Consider the following 19,882-nt stretch of genomic DNA (forward strand, 5'->3'; position numbering starts at 1 on the left):
CACTGTACTGGCTCTGCCATTTACTCCCATACACTTTTGAATATCTTTCCATTTTTGTTTACTGATGTGTAAACCTATTTCAGGACAAGACAAATTGAATAAATCCCATAAAAAAAGCGATGAACACTGCCCATCGCTTTTCTTTTGAATATAAAATTGCTTAAGCTTTTTTATCAGCTGGCTTTGCAGCCGGAGCTTTCTTTTTATTTTCGGTATAAGCAGCACCGCCTAAGGCAAGCACCAATAGGATTGAACCTGCTAATGAAATATTCTCGCCGGTGTAATATGATGCCGGGTGGAAAATAAATTCAATTTTGTGGTTACCGATTGGGATCTGAGCTGCACGTAATAGATAATCGGCACGGAAATAAGGTTTTTCAACACCGTCGATATACATTTTCCAGCCTTTGTTATAGTATACTTCAGAGAACACCGCAATTTGTGAGGCGGTAGAACCGCTTGTGTAAACCATATGGTCGGGCGAGTAGCTGGTAAGCTCAATTTTGCCTTCGCCGGCACCTGCACCCAAGGTTTTCTCATCTATTACACTCTTATATTGTTTATCAACAATAGCTTCATCTTTTGGTGTAAAGCTGCTGATGGCTACCATTTCCTGGTCGGCATTATCAGCATATTTAATGCTTTTAACAAACCATGCGTGGCCACAGGCGGTTTGGTTTACCTGCATGCCTACGTTTTGTGTTTTTGGATCGGAGTTAATGATGTACTTCACGTTCATCATATCCAAAACATCCTGGTTAATGCTTTTGCTTAATTGATTGTCGAATAGTTCTTGCCAGCGTTTTAACCTTGCGGCAGAATAGCCACCTAATGATTTGTAGAAAAATGGTGTAAAGCCATCGCCCGGAAGATATTGCGTAGCATCAAACACACGAAAGTCCGGGTCTTTGTCTTTCATTATAAACTGATCCACTTCACGCGGCTGAGGTGCTTCATTATCTTGTTTTGGCGCAAAACTATCGGCATTTAAATACCTTTTATCAACGGCCCATAGGTCAACTAAAATGAGCGCCAGGAAACCTATTGACAGAATACCGGGTTTAATCTTGTTTTTAAGGAATGCCCAGGCAAGACCGAAAGCGATAGCTATAAAGATAAGCGAACGAATAGCATCTGCTTGTGCTATCGATTCCCTATCCGAAATTAAAGCGCGTGTAATGGATGAACTATCAATTTTAAATTGCTGAGCTATTTGCGAGATAATGCCGGCAGTTTGTTCACGAATACTGAACGATAAAAGTAATGATGGAATTACTGCAACAATAAGTGTAATACCTCCCGTAATGTAAAAGGCGATCTTGAGTTTTTTAAACACAGTTTGCTTATCTTCATTTACAATAGCCTCATTAACTGCCAATACAGCAAGGATAGGAAAACAAAATCCAGCCACGGCCAAAATTGATTCAACGGCACGAAACTTATTATAAAGAGGGAAGTAATTAAAGAATAAATCAGAAAGATAAGGCCAGTTTCTACCGAAAGACAGTAACATGGTTAAAACAACCGCACCTAACAACCACCACTTAATGCGGTTTTTAACAATCATTAAACCCCATACAAACAGCAGGCAAATTACTGCGCCGAAATAAAATGGCCCTTCCGTAAATTGTTTATCTCCCCAGTAAAGTGGTAAATATCTGGCTGAAATTCCAATTATTTGATTGGGATCAACGCCGCTGCCGCTTAATGCCTTAATTACATGTGAATCGGGATCAATTGATCCCTGGCTGCTACCACCGTAAGCATTTGGGATTAAGAATGTAAGGCATTCTCCTACACCCTGGCTCCATTCGTAAGCATAATCACGAGGCAAGCCGTTATTTGGTTCTGAGGCTTGCCTGGTAAGGTTTGATTTACCACGGATACTTTCGCTACCGTAATCGGCAGTGCTCCACAATATAGATGCGTTTACTGCCACCGCCAAAGCAAGGGCCGCTGCTATATACCCAACAGATTTGATGAAATCGTTTAAAGTTTTATTTTTAATAGCGTGGTAAAGCTCGATCCCCAGCATGACCAATAGGGCCAGCATCAGATAATAAGTCATTTGTACGTGGTTGGCCCTGATTTCCATAGCCAAAAACAACGCAGTAACCGAAAAGCCTAACAGATGCTTACCGCGTAGCGTGAGAATAATACCCGCAAGTATTGGCCCAAAAAAAGCTATAGCAAATGCCTGATTTGAGTGCCCTGCCACCAAAAGAATGATATTATATGATGAAAAGGTGAATGCCACTGCTCCCGCTGCCGAAAGCCAGGGATTTACCTTTAATACAATGAATAAAAAGTATGTGCCCAATAAAAACAACAATACTGTACCTATAGGTGCTGGAAAGGTGCGATTAATCCCATCTACGATATGACTGGTCAAATTGGCCTTGTAAGGTGCCCATATCTGGTAAGTTGGCATACCGCCGTAGATCTGGTTCGTCCAGAGTATGGTGGTGTCTTTAGCTTTGTACTCGTTAATTTCTTTTTGGGTTGATTGCGCCCTTGTAACGTCATTTTGCCCTAAAGTTTTACCCTGAAATGCCGGGGTTAAATAGATAAAGCAGATCACTAAGAAAATTGCAGCTATGGCAAAATGAATGCCGTTACGCTTAAACCAGTTATTCATTTAAGTTTTTTGAAATGGATATTATATTCCTCAAAAATAGAAATTACAATGAGAATAGGAATTATAAGTTTTGTTAAGGAATAACTTAACAGGTTTGCGCGCGGCTGCGCAGCAGGAAAAACATGGCAATCAGTACAATAATAGATATCACATAAGCAATAACCTGCGCCTTGCCGTAATCTTCGCGGTATTTGCGGATGTTGAAAAAGTTGTAAACGCCCAGCCCCCCCATGATCACCCAGTAAAAAGTGCTGATTTTAGTGCAATTGGCAAAAATTTGAGTGGCAACAATAAATACTATCACATTAGTGATAATAAGCGTAATTGACTCGGGCGTGTTGTTATGATTTTGGCGCCTTCTAAATACAGGGTTGGTGTCCATGATTTATTGGTTAGGTTTATTTTACTTCTTCGTAATCAACAAATTCACCTTCACTGTCGGGCACGCTGCCTTTTTTAGGCTGCGGGATATGGTCGATCCTGATTTTTCCATCAGGTTTTGGGCCTTCATTGTAGTTACGTTGTTGCTGTTGATATTGCTGCTGGGCTTTATTCACGACACTTTCAAAAAGGAACGGCAGCAGGTAACGTGCCAGGCTGCGGATAATGTATAATACACAGATAGATATGATCAGGAAACGAATAAGAATCATACTGTTAATTTTGAGCTTACAAATATAAGGTATATAACGGTAAAAATGTTTTATTATGATTTGAGGATAGCTGACGCTGTTTTAATTTGAAGATAAAGCAATTTGAAGGTTTGAAAATGTGGGGACTGTCGTTTTCAAATCTTCAAATCAATAAATTTTCAAATTAAAACTTCTCCTCCATCATTTTTTCCAAAGCAAACATTTCGTCGCGTAGTTTGGCAGCCAGCAGGAAATCCATGTTTTTGGCGGCGGCAAGCATATCTTTTTTGGTGTTGTCGATTGATTTTTTCAGGTCGGCTTTGGTCATATACTGAACTATCGGATCGGCGGCAAGGGTTAGGGTATCAGTTTCTACATAAGCCTGCTGTACACCGCCCTTAAAGTCGACCACTGATGTTTGCTCCATAATTTCCTCGCGCGTTTTGCCAACCGTTAACGGTGTAATGCCATGTAGCGTGTTGTACGCAATCTGAATTTCGCGGCGGCGATTGGTTTCGTCCATCGTGATCTGCATCGAATCGGTTATGGTATCGGCATACATAATAACCCGGCCGCGATCGTTTCGGGCAGCGCGGCCAATAGTCTGGATCAGTGAACGTTCTGACCGCAGGAAACCTTCTTTATCCGCATCTAAAATGGCTACTAAGGATACTTCAGGTAAATCCAATCCCTCACGCAGTAGGTTGATGCCTATCAATACGTCAAATTCGCCAAGGCGCAGGCCACGTAAAATTTCCACGCGCTGCAGTGTTTTTACTTCTGAGTGGATGTACCGGCATTTAATGCCCAGCCTGTCCATGTATTTGGCCAGTTCCTCGGCCATGCGTTTGGTGAGGGTGGTTACCAGTACGCGGTCGCCTTTTTTAATGGTCTTATCTACTTCGTCAAGCAGGTCATCCACCTGGTTTATTACCGGGCGAACGTCAATCACCGGATCAAGCAAACCGGTAGGGCGGATTACCTGTTCTACCACCACACCACCTGATTTTTCAAGTTCAAAATCGCCGGGAGTAGCGCTTACATAAACGGTTTGCGGGGCAAGGTTTTCAAACTCCTGGAAATTAAGCGGACGGTTATCCAAAGCTGCCGGCAATCGGAAGCCATAGTCAACCAGCGAGATCTTGCGCGAACGGTCACCTCCATACATCGCCCTGATCTGCGGAACAGTTACGTGACTTTCGTCAATCACCATCAGGTAATCTTCCGGGAAATAATCGAGCAAGCAGAACGGCCTTGCACCAGGCTTGCGCCCGTCAAAAAAGCGGGAGTAGTTCTCGATGCCCGAACAGTAACCCAACTCGCGGATCATTTCCAGGTCGTAATTAACCCTTTCTTCCAGCCGTTTGGCTTCCAGGAAACGGCCGTCATCAATAAACTGTTTTTTGCGGGTTTCCAGCTCTTCCTGTATCGCCCAGATGGACTGCAGGAAACGCTCTCGGGGGGCAACATACAGGTTGGCCGGATAAACCACCATGTGTGTCATTTTTTCGATGGTTTTACCTGTGCCAATATCAAAGGCGCTTAACTCTTCAATATCATCACCAAAAAAGGAGATGCGATAAGCATAATCCAGGTAAGCCGGAAAAATATCCACTGTATCACCCTTAACCCTGAATGTCCCTCGTTTAAAATCGGCAGTGGTGCGGGCGTATAAAATTTCGACCAGGCGATGTAAAAAAGCATTCCTGCTGATGCGCGTACCTACGGCAAATTTGAAAACCGAATCGGCGAAGTCATCGGGGTTACCCATACCGTAAATGCAGGATATAGACGATACTACGATCACATCGCGCCTGCCCGACATTAAAGCCGAAGTAGTACGTAAACGAAGCTTTTCTATCTCCTCGTTTATTTGCAAATCCTTTTCAATGTAGGTGTTGGTGGTAGGGATGAAAGCCTCCGGCTGATAATAGTCATAGTAAGACACAAAGTAGTTCACCGCGTTTTCGGGGAAAAACTGCTTAAACTCGCCATAAAGCTGTGCCGCTAATGTTTTGTTGTGGCTCAGGATCAGCGTAGGTTTTTGTGTTTGTGCTATAATATTGGCAACTGTAAAGGTTTTGCCCGATCCGGTAACCCCCAAAAGGGTTTGATAGGGGTCGCCGTTATTGATACCTTCAACCAACTGCCTTATAGCTTCAGGCTGGTCGCCGGTTGGTTTATATTGAGATGTTAATTGAAAATCCATGTTGTTATGTAAAAATACAAATAATCCAGAAACAGGGTTTGCAAATCAAAATAAGTACATGGTAATGACAACCGTATGTCAACATTGTTGGATTTGGGGTGATAAATTACATCTCGGCCTTTAAACGTAACGCCCTATCCAAAAAACTCTGCTGCTTTATTTTCTCTTCGGCTTCAATAATAGCCTTCATCAGGTTGTTTTGGGTATCGGCAATTTCCGCGGCGGCCGCTTTCATGATTTCCCAAACAGGTTTCATGCGCACAATAAGTTCCTGGCCTTTTGTTGTTAACATGATAAGACGCTTCCTTTCATCGGCCTTATCCTTTTTTGATCGGATCAATTTCTCTTTTTCCAATTCTTTTAACAGGCTGATGGTGGAAGGGTGGGTGTAGCCAATTTCAGCGGCGATTTCCACTACGCTTAAAAGCGGCTTAAAATGTAAAGTGTAAATAACAGGGAACCATTTGGGTTCAAAATCAATATTACTGGCTTTGTATACAAGTACACCGTCTTTGCGCAGCTGCTCGGCCAGGCGCTGCAGCCTTGTTGAAATTGCTAAAATTCCCGATTCGTCAATAACATTCATTATACCGCTGTTAATTGTTCAAATGTAACTCATAAAAAATAGTATCCGCAGCCATAAGCGGGAATGATTCAGGTAAATCCTGTTTGGCAAGGCGGGTAAATCCATTTTTTTCATAAAAGCGATGGGCCGCTTTCAGCATCTCAACAGTGCCTAAATAAATGTGGGCAATGTTGTTTTGTTTACAATAATCAATGAGATTATTAAGTAGTAACTGCGCGATGCCCAACTCCTTTCCCCGGTATTCTTTAAGCACAAACATTTTGCGTATTGCAGCAGCGTTATCTCCAAAAGCAATAAGGGCTATGGTGCCAACAAGTTGTTCGTTATATATCGCTCCCCAAAAGTTGCCGCCGGTTTGGTGGTAATTGCTTTCAATATCAAGCAGGTCGGGCTGGGCTTCAAGCGTGATTGGCACATTAAATTCTATTTGCTGAATTGGTAAAATGATATCAATGATCTGCTGGCAATAAGTATTGTTGAGTGAGCTGATAACAGGTATAGTATCCATGATTTTAATATTTATGTACAAATCTACGTAGTTAACTACATATATTCAAAATTTATTATCCGTCCCATGGTGCGGTATGACATTTAATAAACAAATAGTGATACTATTGCTCAAAAACGCTTAAATTTAAGCATGATTTTCATCCTCAATAAAACCAATACCATTGCCAACCAGTTTCTTGCCGAATTACGGGATGCCGTTATTCAGCAGGATAAGGCACGTTTCAGGCAGAACCAGGAAAGGTTAGGAGCCATATTGGCTTATGAGTTGAGCAAATCATTACATTACGAAACCAAAGAAATTCAAACCCCCTTGGGTACAGCCAGTGTTAATATACCGGCCGATGAACCGGTGTTGGGTATTATATTGCGCGCCGGTCTGCCTTTTCATCAGGGTTTTATGCAGTTTTTCGACCGATCATCCTCTGCATTTATTACCGCCTACCGCAAAGTGAAGCGCAACGGCAGCTTTTTGATCCAGGTTGATCATATCTCAACCCCTAACCTGGATGATAAGATCTTTATTTTGTGCGATACCATGCTGGCTACCGGGCAAAGTATTGTAACGGTTTGTAAGGAGTTAATGGCGCAGTATAAAATAAAGGAGCTGCACATTGCCTCTGTAATTGCCAGCACCGAAGGTGTGGCGCATGTTAAGGCCAATCTCCCAAAAGCCAAGCTCTGGCTCTGCGCTGTTGACGACGAGATGACCAGCAAATCATATATCGTACCGGGTTTAGGTGATGCGGGGGACCTGGCATTTGGGGAAAAAGCGTGATTTGATTTGGGATTTCGGATGTCCGATTTCGGATTTAGTAATTAAGATTTTTTAATTTTGAATTTTCGATTTTTAAATCAAGGAATAAAAAAATTCCGAAATCGAACATCCGAAATAAAAATGAAATCCGATATAAAGTATAAACACATCTTCTTTGATCTCGACCATACCATCTGGGATTTCGATAAAAATGCCGAAGAGGCCCTGCATGAGTTATATGTTATTCACCAGCTTGGCGAAATTGGCCTGCAATCTGCCGAATTGTTCATCGAAACTTACACCCGTAATAATCACCGCCTTTGGGCGCAGTATCATATTGGTGAGATAACTAAAGATGAGTTACGCGAGGCCCGCTTCAAATCAACTTTTACTGATCTTGGCCTGCACCCGGATTTGATGCCGCTTGATTTTGAAGATGCTTATGTAAAACTTTGCCCTACCAAAACCAACCTGTTTCCGCATGCGCACGAAACGCTGCAATACCTGCAATCAAAATATACCCTGCACCTGATCTCGAACGGGTTTAAAGATTCAACCCGGATAAAAATCGCGGGGACCGATCTGGCAAAATACTTTCAGCATATCATCATCTCCGAAGATGTAGGTGTGAACAAACCCGATAAGGCCATATTTCGGCATGCGCTTGACCTGGCCGGGGCATCGAAAGAAGAAAGTGTGATGATCGGCGACAGCATTGAAGCTGATATCCGCGGGGCGCTTGGTTTTGGGATGGATGCCATATATTTTAATCCTTTTAATGCGGAAAAGCCTCAGGATGTGCCGGTGCAGATTGCTCATTTAAAAGAGTTAACTTTACTTTTATGAGTATCGCCAAAGAACGTAAAGCTATTGATGCAGCCCTTGATGAATACCGCAAACAACTGGATGTTATCCCCGATGAGTTGTTTGATGTTACCCCGGAGGATGGCGGCTGGTCGTTTGCTGAGGTTTACAGCCATATTATGCAGGCTACGCTGGGCTCATCAATCGCGCTTGAACGTTGTACCCACGGCAATTGCGAGCCAACTAAAAAAGGCATTAATTGGGAGGGCCGGATCTTGCTGTTGTTAGGTAAATTTCCGCCGGTTAAAACAACAGTCCCCAATGCGGTAAGCGATAAAATGGCTGCCAATAAGATCAGTAAGGAAGATGCCAAAAACCTGATCATCAAATGCCGCAAGCGGGTTGAAACGACTATGCCCCTTATTGCCGAATCATCGCCGGCTAACAGATACAAGCACCCGCGTATGGGAATGCTTAATGCCAGGCAATGGTTTAAGTTTATCCGCATTCATTTACAGCACCACCTGAAACAACTTAACAGGATCAAAAATAAATTTAATACAGCAAAGTAACCTTTTATATTTAATGTAGTCTTAACAGTAGGATAATGTTAAATTTCAGACATTTGTAAAAATCTTTGTGATGAATTTTGAGTATGCTTATTTGGTAGTTATAGGGTTGCTGATCCTGGTCGGCTGCTTTTATGCAAGTCCATATGAATTGACTGTTAACGAAGATGAGGACGACGAGTAATCGTTGCTTTATTAATGAAAATGTTGTTTTCCGGCATATCTTGCCGGCCTGTAAAATAGCCCCTTAATTTAATGGCAAAACGCGAAGTTGATATTGTAGTAATATCTGATGTGCACCTTGGTACTTACGGCTGTCACGCAAAAGAGTTGCTTAAATATTTAAAAAGCATCAAGCCCAAAATCCTTATCCTTAACGGCGATATTATTGATATTTGGCAATTTAGTAAATCATACTGGCCCGAGGCACACATGAAAGTAGTGCGCCGCATTCTGAAGTTTGTTACCGATGGTATCCCGGTTTATTATTTAACCGGCAACCATGACGAAATGCTGCGCAAGTTTACCGATTTTAACATGGGCACTTTTCAGCTGCTTGATAAGCTTGTGTTAAATATCGATGGCAAAAAAGCCTGGATCTTTCATGGCGATGTGTTTGACGTTACCATGCAGCACTCCAAATGGCTGGCTAAACTCGGGGCGGTTGGTTATGACACATTGATTTTGATCAACAGTTTTGTAAACTGGTTCCTTACCGCCATTGGCAGGCAAAAAATGAGCTTTTCGCAAAAGGTGAAAGCCAGTTTTAAGGAAGCGGTAAAATTCATTAACCAGTTTGAGCAAACCGCGGCCGATCTGGCTGTCGATAAACAATATGGCTACGTGATCTGCGGTCATATTCACCATGCCGAAATCAGGGAAATTAAGTCTACACAAAATACAGGCTCGGTACTTTACCTCAACTCGGGCGATTGGGTAGAAAGTTTAAGCGCTCTTGAATATCACAACGGCAAATGGGAGGTGTTTAAATACAAGCCGGATGATTTCAATACAGATGCTGATGAAGACGACAAAACCGATTCGGAAGATCTGAACGCTATGCTCGATGTTAAAAACTTGTTGGAACGCTTTAAACACGAACACGATTAAATTACTTACCGAAAACATTTTTCTTTACTAAATTAAGCCCCTGAATATTGGTGCAGACAAATCAGCGTGTCCGCTGTATCTGCGCGGTACGATCATCATCCTTTTGAAAATAATTTATTTTAATGAAGATACTGTTTGGTATACAGGGAACAGGTAACGGGCATATAAGCCGGGCAAGGGAAATTGTGCCCCTGTTGCAACAATACGGCGAGGTTGACTTGCTGGTGAGCGGCACCGAAGCCGAAGTATCATTATCACAACCCCTGAAATATCGCTTTCATGGTGTAAGCTTTGTATTTGGTACCAATGGCGGCGTGGATAACTGGGCCACCTGGAAAATCATGAACCTGCGCCAGTTTCAGCGCGATCTGCGGAGCCTTCCCCTGAAACAATATGACCTCATCATCAATGATTTTGAACCTGTAAGTGCCTGGGCTTGTAAATTACGGGGTGTACCGTCGGTATCCTTAAGTCACCAGTGTTCGTTTGTATCGCCCAAAACACCGCGCCCCGAAAAAAAAGATCCTTTTGCGCAATGGCTTTTAAAAAACTATTCGCCTACTACCTATCATGTAGGCTTCCATTTTGAGCGCTATGATACTTTTATCAATACGCCGGTAATCCGCAGTGAGATCAGGCAGATGGAAACCTCCAACCTGGGCCATTATACAGTTTACCTGCCAGCTTATGATGACAAAACACTGCTGAAATATTTAAGTGCCGAAAGAGAGGTTAAATGGCAGGTGTTTTCAAAACGGCAAAAGCAGGCCTACAAATCGGGAAACGTGGAGATCTTCCCCGTAAATAATGAAGCTTTTAACAAAAGCCTGGCAAGCTGTACCGGTTTGCTTACTGGTGGCGGTTTTGAAGGCCCCGCCGAGGCCCTGTTTTTACAGAAAAAGGTAATGATGATACCCATGAAAGGGCAATACGAACAGCAGTGTAACGCGCTTTCGGCCTCCAGGTTGGGGGTTCCGGTGGTGAGCGAAATAAATGATAAGTTTAACGGCCATTTAAACCACTGGATCAACGACAGTAAAAAGATCGTAGTTGATTTTCCGGATGAAACCGCCGCTATTGTTGATAAACTGGTAAAGCAGTATACAAGGTAGTAAAGCATTGCAACTTAAGCGGTTTTTCTGCTAATTTTGCAACCGCAAACACGGCCGCGCATATGATCAATCTTTTCAGGAACTATAATCCCCTTAATATTATATGGCTGGCTATTTTGCTGTTCGTGCTCCGGATAGGTTTCATGGTGCAGGTTCCCGAAAAAGTTGAGTTTATTTTTGTAGAACCCTTTGCACGGCTGCTGGTACCCGTAAAATATGAATACGCGTTTTCGCCGCTGCTTAATGTGATACTGGCCGGCGGGCTTGTATTTATCCAGGCTTTATTGCTTAATTCGTTAATTAATCATCATAATTTATTAGGCAAGCCAACCTTTTTGCCGGCACTGATGTATATCACGCTTTCGGGCTTGTTTACACCCTTTTTAACTTTAAGTGCCCCGCTTTTATGTAATTTCTTACTCATCTGGATGTTGTTTAAATTATTCAACCTGTATAAGGGGGAGGATGTTAAGTCAACAACTTATGATTTGGGGTTGATCGTGGCGGTGGGATCGCTTGTTTATTTTCCGTTTATTTATTTGTTCCTGGTTATATGGATAGCGCTTATGATATTCAGGCCGTTTAACTGGCGCGAATGGGTTATTTCGATATTAGGTTATGTAACCGTCTTCTTTTTCCTTGCGGTTATTTATTTTATGAATGATATGCTGCCCCGGTTTAGCCATATCTGGTCGCCCTTAGGCAAAAAATTTCCCGATCATATCAGCATTAACTCCTATAACTACCTGCTGCTGGTGCCGGTAATTGTAATATTAGTGCTATGTTTTTTTAAGCTGCAGCAAAATTTCTTTAAAAGCTACGTGCAGATCCGTAAAACATTCCAGCTTTTGTTTTTTATTTTTCTGATCACATCACTTTCATTTTATCTCAATTCGGAATTTCGGCTGAGCCATTTTTTGCTTTGTGCAGTGCCGGTAACGGTGTTTTTTGCCTATTATTTTTTGTATGCAACCAAGCGCTGGTTTTATGAAATACTGTATTTGTTGTTGTTTATCAGCATCATTTACTTTCAGTTTAACAAATTTTAACTTTTACATTCGTCCTTATTTCGGCGGTTATGTTAGTTTTGTAGCCTGAAACTATATAATAAGCTATTTAGGTTCAACCTCAATTTAAAAAATAATTCTGATGAAGTTTGGAGTAGTTATATTTCCCGGTTCTAATTGTGATGAGGATATCATATATGTATTAGAGAAAGTGATGGGTCAGCAAGTGGTAAGGTTATGGCATAAAGATCATGACCTGCAGGGTGTTGACTTTGTTGTTTTACCCGGTGGTTTTTCATTTGGCGATTACCTGCGTTCGGGCGCTATTTCCCGTTTTTCGCCAATTATGCAGGAGGTTATCCAGTTTGCTGCCAAAGGTGGCTATGTAATGGGTATTTGCAATGGCTTCCAGATATTGACCGAGGCCGGTTTGTTGCCAGGCGCGCTATTGCACAACACCAATCGCAAATTTATTTGCCGCAACATTTACTTAAAACCGCAAACAACTCAATCATTACTTACCGCTCAGCTTGATCCGCAGCAACCCTTAAGGATCCCGATAGCACATGGTGAAGGCAACTATTTTGCAGATGCCGATGTGATCAAAGCCCTTAACGATAACGACCAGGTAATGTTCAGGTACTGCGATGAGGCCGGCAATATCACTGCTGATGCAAATCCTAACGGATCGTTGGAAAATATTGCAGGTGTTACAAACTTAGGCAGGAATGTATTTGGCTTAATGCCGCACCCGGAACGTGCTGCCGACGGCTTATTAGCCAATGAAGATGGTTTAGCTATTTTTGAATCAATATTATCAATAGTTAGGGCCTGATGACCAGCCTGGTTATCGATATTGGTAATACGCTCATCAAAATCGCGGTTTTTAAACTGGATGAAATACTTGAGGTTAGCCAATATGAAACCATGGATATGCCGGTACTGGATGCTTTGCTTAACAAATACCATCCTGTTAAGGCAATCATATCGTCGGTAAAAAAAAATACAGAAGCATGGCAGGCCGGGCTGGGGCAAAAAATTCCGCTGACGCATTTTAATACATTAATGACAAGCGGAATAAATAACCATTATTTAACCCCTGAAACCCTTGGGCCCGACAGGCTGGCAGCTGTTATTGGTGCATATCATATATTCCCGGGACAAAATAGCCTGGTAATAACCGGGGGCACGGCCATTACTTATGATGGTGTTGACGCTGCAGGAAATTATTTTGGCGGCAGCATATCGCCGGGCTTAAATATGCGTTATAAGGCTTTGAACAATTATACGGCAGGTTTGCCGCTTATTGAACCCGATGCCGGTTTTGATACGCCATACGGAAACAATACAACCACGGCCATCCGTTCGGGAGTACAAAACGGAATAAAATATGAGCTTACCGGTTTTATTGAAAGTTATAAAACCGGTGAGGGGCAACTGAACATTATACTAAGCGGGGGCGACAGCATTTTTTTTGATACTCTATTGAAAAATAGCATCTTTGCCCGCTACATAAAAATTGAACCATATTTGGTTTTAAAAGGATTAAACGCAGCTATACAAAAGCATAATGATTAAATATACCCGGTTTTTTATAACACTTTTATTGGCTGTTGCCGCTTTTTCAGCACATGCACAATCGACGGCAACTTCAAGCTCTCCATATTCACGTTACGGTATTGGTGATATTGATCCTCAACTGATGGGCCAAAACATAGGTATGGGCGGTATAGCTGTAGCTACAAACAGGATAAGCCTTTTTAACAATATCAACGTAATAAATCCGGCTTCATACGGTGCCATTAATCTTACAACCATTGATGTTGGCTTATATGCAAATTTTTTAAATCTGTCGCAAACCGGTTCGGCAAGCCAAAAAAACAGCAATTTCAGGCTTAACCACATCGCGTTCGCCATCCCTACTTCAAAACGTTCGGCATTGAGTTTTGGTTTATTGCCATACAGCGAGCGCGGCTATAATTTTAAAAAAACGGTGAATAAATTAGGAACCTCGGGTTCACCTGCCGATACCAACGTAACAAATTACAGTTACAGCGGCGACGGTAGTTTATCAAAAGCATATTTGGGATATGGTTTTGGCATCGGTAAGCATTTGTTATTAGGTGCAAACGTATCGTACATATTTGGTAATATTAAAGATATCGCTACAACCGAAATTCCCGGGCTGGCAGGTGCCATCAACTCAAAAATTGAATCGAGCAATGCCATTGGAGGTATCAACTATGATTACGGCTTGCAATATTCATTTGATTTTTCTGAAACCAAGCACCTTGTATTTGGCTATTCGGCATCGGCAGGTACAAAACTGCACACGCAAAGCAGCTTTATTGTTAGCCAGTACTTTAACGATGCAAACGGAAACCAGGACATCGCTGCCGATAGCGTGGTTAGCACAACCGGGCCTAAATCAAAATTAAAATTACCGCAGATCAACAGATTCGGGATCTCTTTCCAAAGCGATGGTAAATTTTTGGTTGGTGCAGATTACTCTATGGGCAAATGGTCCGACTTGTCAATTGCCGGCGTAAACCAGGGTTTACAGGATAGTAAAACTTTCAATATTGGTGGTTCGTATACCCCAAACATATCAACCATCAGAAACTACCTTGCCACTGTTGATTACCGCATAGGAGCTATATACGATCAAACTTACATGCACATTAACGGTACTACTATTAAACGTTATGCCGGTACTGTAGGTGTTGGCTTGCCTTTGCGCTCAAATAACGGCAGTTACTATAAAATTAATATCGCGGCAGAAATAGGTCAGCGCGGTTCGTTGGTTAACGGTTTGGTTAAAGAAAACTACGTTAATATTCACCTTGGCTTTACTCTTAACGATAAGTGGTTTACCAAGTATAAATTCGACTAATTCGCTGTCATGAGCCGCCCTGCAGTTAACATACCGGCGTTATGCCTGTTACTGTTGCCAATGGCGGCTTTCCTGTCTTCGTGCGAAAATGACCTGAAAAAAGTCAGGGAAATTTCGGCGAACGAAGTTGATACCGTAGCGCAGCGTACTACGGGGCTCGACCTCATCATGAGCGACTCGGCTAAAGTGGAGATCCATCTTACTGCCCCGTTGATGATCGAATACCAGATCAAGAAGCCTTATAAAATTATGCCTAAAGGTGTAAAGATCGATTACTATGACCGCGGCACAGGCCAGTTTGCCGGTGATATCATTGCCGATACAGGTATCCAGCGCGAGCAGGAAAAATTGATCGAATTTCACGGCAACGTAGTTGCAACCAACGCCAAAGGCGAAACCTTTAAATCAAACGAATTATTTTGGGACCAGGTAACCAAGCGGGTTTACTCTAACAAACCTGTCCAGGCCACACTTAGCGGCGGTAATGTCATGAATGGCAATACTTTTGAAAGTGATGATAAGCTTTTAAACCCTACCTTTAAAAGCAGCACCGGGCTGTTTCATGTTGATGAAAAAGCGACACAATAATGACTTTTTTTAACGAAAATTTTGTGTTATAGAATTTTGTTAAAAATTGTATCTTGCGCCCTCTTAAAAAGAATAGAATAATTATAAATGTAATATGGGTATAATGGGTTTTTTGCGCGAAAGGATGGGGAAGATTCTCGCATTCTTTATTGGTTTCGCGCTGCTTGCATTTATTGTGAGCGAAGTTGTAAGATCGGGCGGTTCCTTTTTCAGGGACGATAGTAACGAGCTTGCCGTTGTAAACGGCGAAAAAGTGCCCTATGACAAATTCAACGAAAAGCTGGAGCAAAACTCTGCACAGTTTAAACAACAGGGACAAAGTATCTCTCCGCAAATAGCAAGCTATCTGCAGGAAACTACCTGGAACCAGTATTTAAGCCAGTTGCTGATAGGTAAAGAGATTGAAAAACTTGGCCTTACTGTTGGTGATGATGAAATGAACGTAATGATCGGTGATAACAATCCCGACCCGCAGATAGCCCGCCAGTTTGCCGACCAGCAAACCGGTCAGTTCGATCGCAGCAGGTATGATCAGTTCAAAGCCTACCTGCAATCAGGCAAAGCCGACCCTGCTCAGAAAAAAGCCTGGAGCGATTTTGTGATCGACCTGATAGAAGCTAAAAAAGCTACCAAATACATGACTTTGGTTACCAATGGCCTGTATGTAAACTCGCTTGAGGCGACAGACGATTACGAAGCAAAAAATAAGCTGGCTAACTTTAAATATGTATCGCTTGATTATGCTTCAATCCCCGATGCTAAAGTTACTTTAACCGATGCTGATTACAGCGCATATTATGATGCACACAAAGCTTCATTTAAAACTCCGCAGGAGTTAAGGAATTTTGAATACGTTAGTTTTAACGCGGCTCCTTCAAAAGAAGATTCAGCGGCAGTTAAACAACAAGCTGATAAATTAGCAAATGAATTCAAAACCACTGCTAATGATTCGCTTTTCGTGCAGATCAATGCCGAAACCAAAGCGCCTTTGGCTTATCAGCGTAAAGGAAGCCTTGACCCTAAACTGGATACTACCATGTTTAGCGCGGCTAAGGGATTTGTTTATGGCCCTTATCTTGAAAACGGCAGCTATAAAGTAGCTAAGCTGGTTGATACCAAAACCACTTTCGATTCAGTTAAAACCAGGCATATCCTGATCGACCTTGCATCTGCGGGCGGTGATGATAAAGCTAAAGCCAAAGCCGATTCAATTAAAAAATTAATTCAGAGCGGCAAATCATTTGCCGAACTTGCAACAGCTTTCTCTGCCGATAAAGGCAGCGCGGTAAAAGGCGGTGAAATCCCTTCATTTGATGCCAATGGCTCAATGGGCGGTCAGGGCAATTTAGTTCCTGAATATTACAATGCTGCTTATAAAGCAAATAAAGGCGATATCCTTGTTGTAAAATCACAATTCGGTTACCACATTATCCAGGTTGAAGATCAGAAAGGCTCTGTTAAACTGGTTAAAGTTGGTGTGGTTGATAAGCCGTTAACTGCAAGCAGCAAAACCCAAACTGTAGCTTACAGCAAAGCACAAGCGTTCTTAGCTTCATTAACATCTGATAATTTTGAAGCAGAAGCTAAAAAAGAAGGCTTGAAACTCCGTACTGCCGAAGATGTTACTGCTATAGCTTCTGGCCTTCCTGGCCTGGATAACGCACGTGACGTGGTTAGATGGGCTTACAAAGCCCAAAAAGGCGATATTACCGATAAAGTATTTACCGTAGGCGACCAGTATATAGTAAGCCGCCTTACCGAAATTAAACCTAAAGGTACGTTATCTCTTGAGGCTGTTAAAAAGCAAATTGAGCCAATGGTACGCAACGAGGTTAAAGCCAAACAATTGAAAGAGAAATTTGACGCAGCCCTTAGCGGCGGTACTTCAATTGACCAGGTTGCCCAAAAAGTAGGCAGCAAGGTAGTTCCGGTTGAAAACATTGTATTTGCCAATCCTATCATCCCAGGTCAATCGGCAGAGTATAAAGTTATCGGTTCAATCTTTGGTTCGGCAATCAACAAAATTTCAAAACCTGTTGATGGCGCACAAGGTGTATATGTATATGTGGTTAATGGTTTCACTAACCCGCCGGCACTAACCAACGCTATTAAACAAAAAGAACAAATTAACCAGGCGCTTTTACAACGTTCACAAGGCCAGGTGCTGGATGCATTAAAAGATAATGCAATTGTAAAAGATAACAGGGCTAAATTCTTCTAAACAAAATTTAAAGTAAATTTGCATCCGGGATCAGCGTTAAGCCGTTCCCGGATTTTTGTTTATATACGGTCTGTAAGCTTTTGTATAAAGCAATTAAGTAGCATCAGCTTTAAACTTTGTGCGTTCTGCTTTCAGCTTATATAAATATTGATAATCAAGCTAAGCGGCTTTAGGCTTTGTGCCTTCAGCTTTTAGCTTTCATATAAAAGATATGGATATCCAGGAAAACATAATAAACAAGGTAGCTCAGAGCGGCCTTGTTACCTTAGACCCGGCTTCTTTTTATCCTGCCGGCGACCGCGTTATTTATGATATTAAAGATAACCTGTTCCATGGCCTGATCCTTCGCGAAAAGGATTTCAGAGACTTTATAAAAGAACATGACTGGGCGCAATATGAGGGTAAAAATGTGGGTATCACCTGCACTGCCGATGCTATTGTACCTGCCTGGGCATATATGCTGCTGGCCAACCGGATGGCCCCTTACGCCCGCGAAATTGTTTTTGGGGATAAAGAGGTATTGGAAACTGTACTTTTTGAAAAGGAAATAGCCAAAGCCGATTTTGAACAATACCGAGGGCAGCGGATTGTGCTGAAAGGCTGTGGTGATACCGAAGTGCCGGTATCTGCTTATGTTGAGTTGACTAAAAAACTAAGTGCTGTGGTTAAAAGCCTCATGTTTGGTGAGCCTTGTTCAACAGTGCCTATCTATAAGCGTAAGGATTAAGTATTTAAGTGTCAGTACGCAATAAAAACAAGTTTAAACCATTTATAATAGCAGTTGTCATATCACAAGTCCTGCTAAAAGGGCTATTAATCAATGAAGAAACTGCTGATAAATAAATATTTTTTTACTGTACTGCTTTTTATAGCCTGCTGCAAGGGCGGATTTGCCCAGGAACTGAAAAAGATCAACGAGTCGATCTTTAAAGCAGGTGAACAACTGGACTACAAGATGAAATACGGTTTTTTTACCGCTGCTGAAGCCACCATAAAGGTAGAAGCCAGTGATAAGAAATTTAATGACCGCCCTACTTTTCATCTCGTCGCCGAAGGCAAAACAGCCGGTTCTTTCGACCTGTTTTACAAGGTACGTAACCGCTATGAATCATATGTAGATCAAACAACACTGATGCCCTATTTTTATACTGAAAACAGGCGCGAAGGTAAGTACAGGCATACCGACAATGTTACGTTCGATCAGAAAGACAAGAAGGTAACAGCAAATAAAGGAACATTCGGGTATAAAGGCGAATCTTTTGATTTTGTATCAGCCTATTATTTTGCCAGGGCTATTGATGTTTCAAAGCTGCACCAGGGCGATACTTTTGATCTGCAGTATTTCCTGGAAGATGGGTTTCACAGCATGCAGATAACCTATGTTGGCACTGAAACGGTTGAGTGTTCGCTTGGTAAGTTTAATTGTCTTAAATTTAGCCCGGCAATTATTCCGGGGCGCATTTTCCGGAAAAACAGCAAGTTGTACCTTTGGGTTACCAACGATAAGAACAGGATCCCGGTAAAGGCCCACGTTGAAGTGCTGATAGGCAGCGTAACAATGGACCTGAAATCGGCTGCAGGACTTAAATATCCTTTGAACCCTATAAAAGATTGATTTAAAAAAAGATAATGATTGAGGTTGGCAATGTATTACTGCACGAGGATGTAGTAAAAGAGAATTTTGTATGTAATTTAAATAAATGCAAGGGTGCCTGCTGCCTTGAAGGTGACTCGGGCGCGCCACTTAATGCCGATGAACTCGATATCCTGAAAGAGATCTATCCTAAAGTAAAGCCTTACCTTACCGCGAAAGGGATCAAAACCATTGAAAAGGAAGGGGTTTACGTTACCGATTTTGAAGGGGATTACACTACGCCCTGTGTTGATACCAACAAAGAATGCGCCTATGTAATATGGGAAAACGGCATTACTAAATGTGGTATTGAAAAAGCGTATGAAGAAGGTGCCGTTAATTGGAAAAAACCCATATCGTGTCATTTATATCCTATCCGCATAACATCTTATCCCGAGTTTGATGTTTTAAACTATGACCGTTGGAGTATCTGCAGCCCTGCATGTTCATTTGGGGATGAGTTGAAAGTACGCGTTCACGAATTTTTGAAAGACCCGCTCATTCGTAAATACGGAGCAGATTGGTACCGGGAACTGGAAGATACCGTTGCCGGAATTTAATCTTTTGTAAAACTTTTTAGGCCGGATATTTTTTTCCTTAAACTGTAGTATAACGC

Annotated in this window: 20 protein-coding genes; 14 read left to right on the plus strand and 6 right to left on the minus strand. The window is 42.1% G+C overall.

Annotation, left to right across the window (positions count from 1 at the left end; translation table 11 throughout):
• Nucleotides 1-160 precede the first annotated feature (160 nt).
• From FHW88_RS20970 to FHW88_RS20995, 6 genes are all read right to left on the minus strand, one after another.
• The gene (locus FHW88_RS20970) at nucleotides 161-2,638 is read right to left on the minus strand and encodes a hypothetical protein (protein ID WP_090534930.1); all 2,478 of its coding nucleotides are present in this window, start codon (nucleotides 2,636-2,638) and stop codon (nucleotides 161-163) included.
• Nucleotides 2,639-2,723: 85 nt separating this feature from the next.
• Nucleotides 2,724-3,020: a hypothetical protein gene (locus tag FHW88_RS20975; protein WP_090534932.1), complete on the minus strand. Its 297-nt coding sequence runs from the start codon at nucleotides 3,018-3,020 to the stop codon at nucleotides 2,724-2,726.
• Between the two features lie 16 nt (nucleotides 3,021-3,036).
• The gene (locus FHW88_RS20980) at nucleotides 3,037-3,291 is read right to left on the minus strand and encodes a DUF4834 family protein (RefSeq protein WP_090534933.1); all 255 of its coding nucleotides are present in this window, start codon (nucleotides 3,289-3,291) and stop codon (nucleotides 3,037-3,039) included.
• 163 nt (nucleotides 3,292-3,454) lie between these two features.
• Nucleotides 3,455-5,479 (minus strand): excinuclease ABC subunit UvrB, encoded by a 2,025-nt coding sequence (gene uvrB / locus FHW88_RS20985; RefSeq protein WP_176627806.1) that lies wholly within the window; start codon nucleotides 5,477-5,479, stop codon nucleotides 3,455-3,457.
• A gap of 106 nt (nucleotides 5,480-5,585) precedes the next feature.
• The gene (locus FHW88_RS20990) at nucleotides 5,586-6,065 is read right to left on the minus strand and encodes a MarR family winged helix-turn-helix transcriptional regulator (RefSeq protein ID WP_090534936.1); all 480 of its coding nucleotides are present in this window, start codon (nucleotides 6,063-6,065) and stop codon (nucleotides 5,586-5,588) included.
• 10 nt (nucleotides 6,066-6,075) lie between these two features.
• Nucleotides 6,076-6,573, minus strand: a complete 498-nt coding sequence (locus FHW88_RS20995) for a GNAT family N-acetyltransferase (RefSeq protein ID WP_176627807.1) — start codon at nucleotides 6,571-6,573, stop codon at nucleotides 6,076-6,078.
• 132 nt (nucleotides 6,574-6,705) lie between these two features.
• Here FHW88_RS20995 and upp point away from each other — a divergent pair, with 132 nt between their 5' ends.
• The 14 genes from upp (at nucleotide 6,706) to FHW88_RS21065 (ending at nucleotide 19,826) form a co-directional block, all read left to right on the plus strand.
• Entirely contained in the window at nucleotides 6,706-7,350 is a 645-nt protein-coding gene (gene upp / locus FHW88_RS21000) for a uracil phosphoribosyltransferase (protein WP_176627808.1), read from the plus strand.
• Nucleotides 7,351-7,470: 120 nt separating this feature from the next.
• On the plus strand, nucleotides 7,471-8,175 hold the full coding sequence (locus FHW88_RS21005; protein ID WP_176627809.1) for a YjjG family noncanonical pyrimidine nucleotidase: 705 nt from the start codon (nucleotides 7,471-7,473) through the stop codon (nucleotides 8,173-8,175).
• A complete protein-coding gene (locus FHW88_RS21010) occupies nucleotides 8,172-8,705 on the plus strand; it encodes a DinB family protein (RefSeq protein WP_090534942.1) in 534 nt (177 codons plus the stop codon). The genes FHW88_RS21005 and FHW88_RS21010 overlap by 4 nt, the downstream gene beginning before the upstream one ends.
• Nucleotides 8,706-8,957: 252 nt before the next feature.
• Entirely contained in the window at nucleotides 8,958-9,812 is an 855-nt protein-coding gene (locus FHW88_RS21015; protein WP_176627810.1) for a UDP-2,3-diacylglucosamine diphosphatase, read from the plus strand.
• 122 nt (nucleotides 9,813-9,934) lie between these two features.
• The gene (locus FHW88_RS21020; protein ID WP_090534945.1) at nucleotides 9,935-10,924 is read left to right on the plus strand and encodes a glycosyltransferase family protein; all 990 of its coding nucleotides are present in this window, start codon (nucleotides 9,935-9,937) and stop codon (nucleotides 10,922-10,924) included.
• 62 nt (nucleotides 10,925-10,986) lie between these two features.
• Complete coding sequence (locus FHW88_RS21025) at nucleotides 10,987-11,973, plus strand: DUF6427 family protein (RefSeq protein ID WP_112651502.1); 987 nt, start codon at nucleotides 10,987-10,989, stop codon at nucleotides 11,971-11,973.
• Between the two features lie 100 nt (nucleotides 11,974-12,073).
• Nucleotides 12,074-12,766, plus strand: a complete 693-nt coding sequence (purQ, locus tag FHW88_RS21030) for a phosphoribosylformylglycinamidine synthase subunit PurQ (RefSeq protein ID WP_176627811.1) — start codon at nucleotides 12,074-12,076, stop codon at nucleotides 12,764-12,766.
• Nucleotides 12,766-13,509, plus strand: a complete 744-nt coding sequence (locus FHW88_RS21035; protein ID WP_176627812.1) for a type III pantothenate kinase — start codon at nucleotides 12,766-12,768, stop codon at nucleotides 13,507-13,509. The genes purQ and FHW88_RS21035 overlap by 1 nt, the downstream gene beginning before the upstream one ends.
• Nucleotides 13,502-14,824: a hypothetical protein gene (locus tag FHW88_RS21040; protein ID WP_090534951.1), complete on the plus strand. Its 1,323-nt coding sequence runs from the start codon at nucleotides 13,502-13,504 to the stop codon at nucleotides 14,822-14,824. Before FHW88_RS21035 ends, FHW88_RS21040 begins: the two co-directional genes overlap by 8 nt.
• 9 nt (nucleotides 14,825-14,833) lie before the next feature.
• Complete coding sequence (gene lptC / locus FHW88_RS21045; RefSeq protein WP_090534953.1) at nucleotides 14,834-15,412, plus strand: LPS export ABC transporter periplasmic protein LptC; 579 nt, start codon at nucleotides 14,834-14,836, stop codon at nucleotides 15,410-15,412.
• Nucleotides 15,413-15,515: 103 nt separating this feature from the next.
• Nucleotides 15,516-17,633 carry a peptidylprolyl isomerase gene (locus FHW88_RS21050; RefSeq protein WP_255485409.1) on the plus strand — a complete coding sequence of 706 codons (2,118 nt, stop codon included), beginning with the start codon at nucleotides 15,516-15,518 and terminating at the stop codon, nucleotides 17,631-17,633.
• A 211-nt stretch (nucleotides 17,634-17,844) separates the two neighbouring features.
• The gene (locus FHW88_RS21055; RefSeq protein WP_090534980.1) at nucleotides 17,845-18,360 is read left to right on the plus strand and encodes a DUF2480 family protein; all 516 of its coding nucleotides are present in this window, start codon (nucleotides 17,845-17,847) and stop codon (nucleotides 18,358-18,360) included.
• Between the two features lie 93 nt (nucleotides 18,361-18,453).
• On the plus strand, nucleotides 18,454-19,248 hold the full coding sequence (locus FHW88_RS21060; RefSeq protein WP_176627814.1) for a DUF3108 domain-containing protein: 795 nt from the start codon (nucleotides 18,454-18,456) through the stop codon (nucleotides 19,246-19,248).
• A 14-nt stretch (nucleotides 19,249-19,262) separates the two neighbouring features.
• A complete protein-coding gene (locus FHW88_RS21065) occupies nucleotides 19,263-19,826 on the plus strand; it encodes a DUF3109 family protein (RefSeq protein ID WP_090534958.1) in 564 nt (187 codons plus the stop codon).
• The last annotated feature ends 56 nt before the right edge of the window (nucleotides 19,827-19,882 follow it).

Origin of the sequence: Mucilaginibacter sp. SG538B (assembly GCF_013376065.1) — a bacterium.
Classification (GTDB): domain Bacteria; phylum Bacteroidota; class Bacteroidia; order Sphingobacteriales; family Sphingobacteriaceae; genus Mucilaginibacter; species Mucilaginibacter rubeus.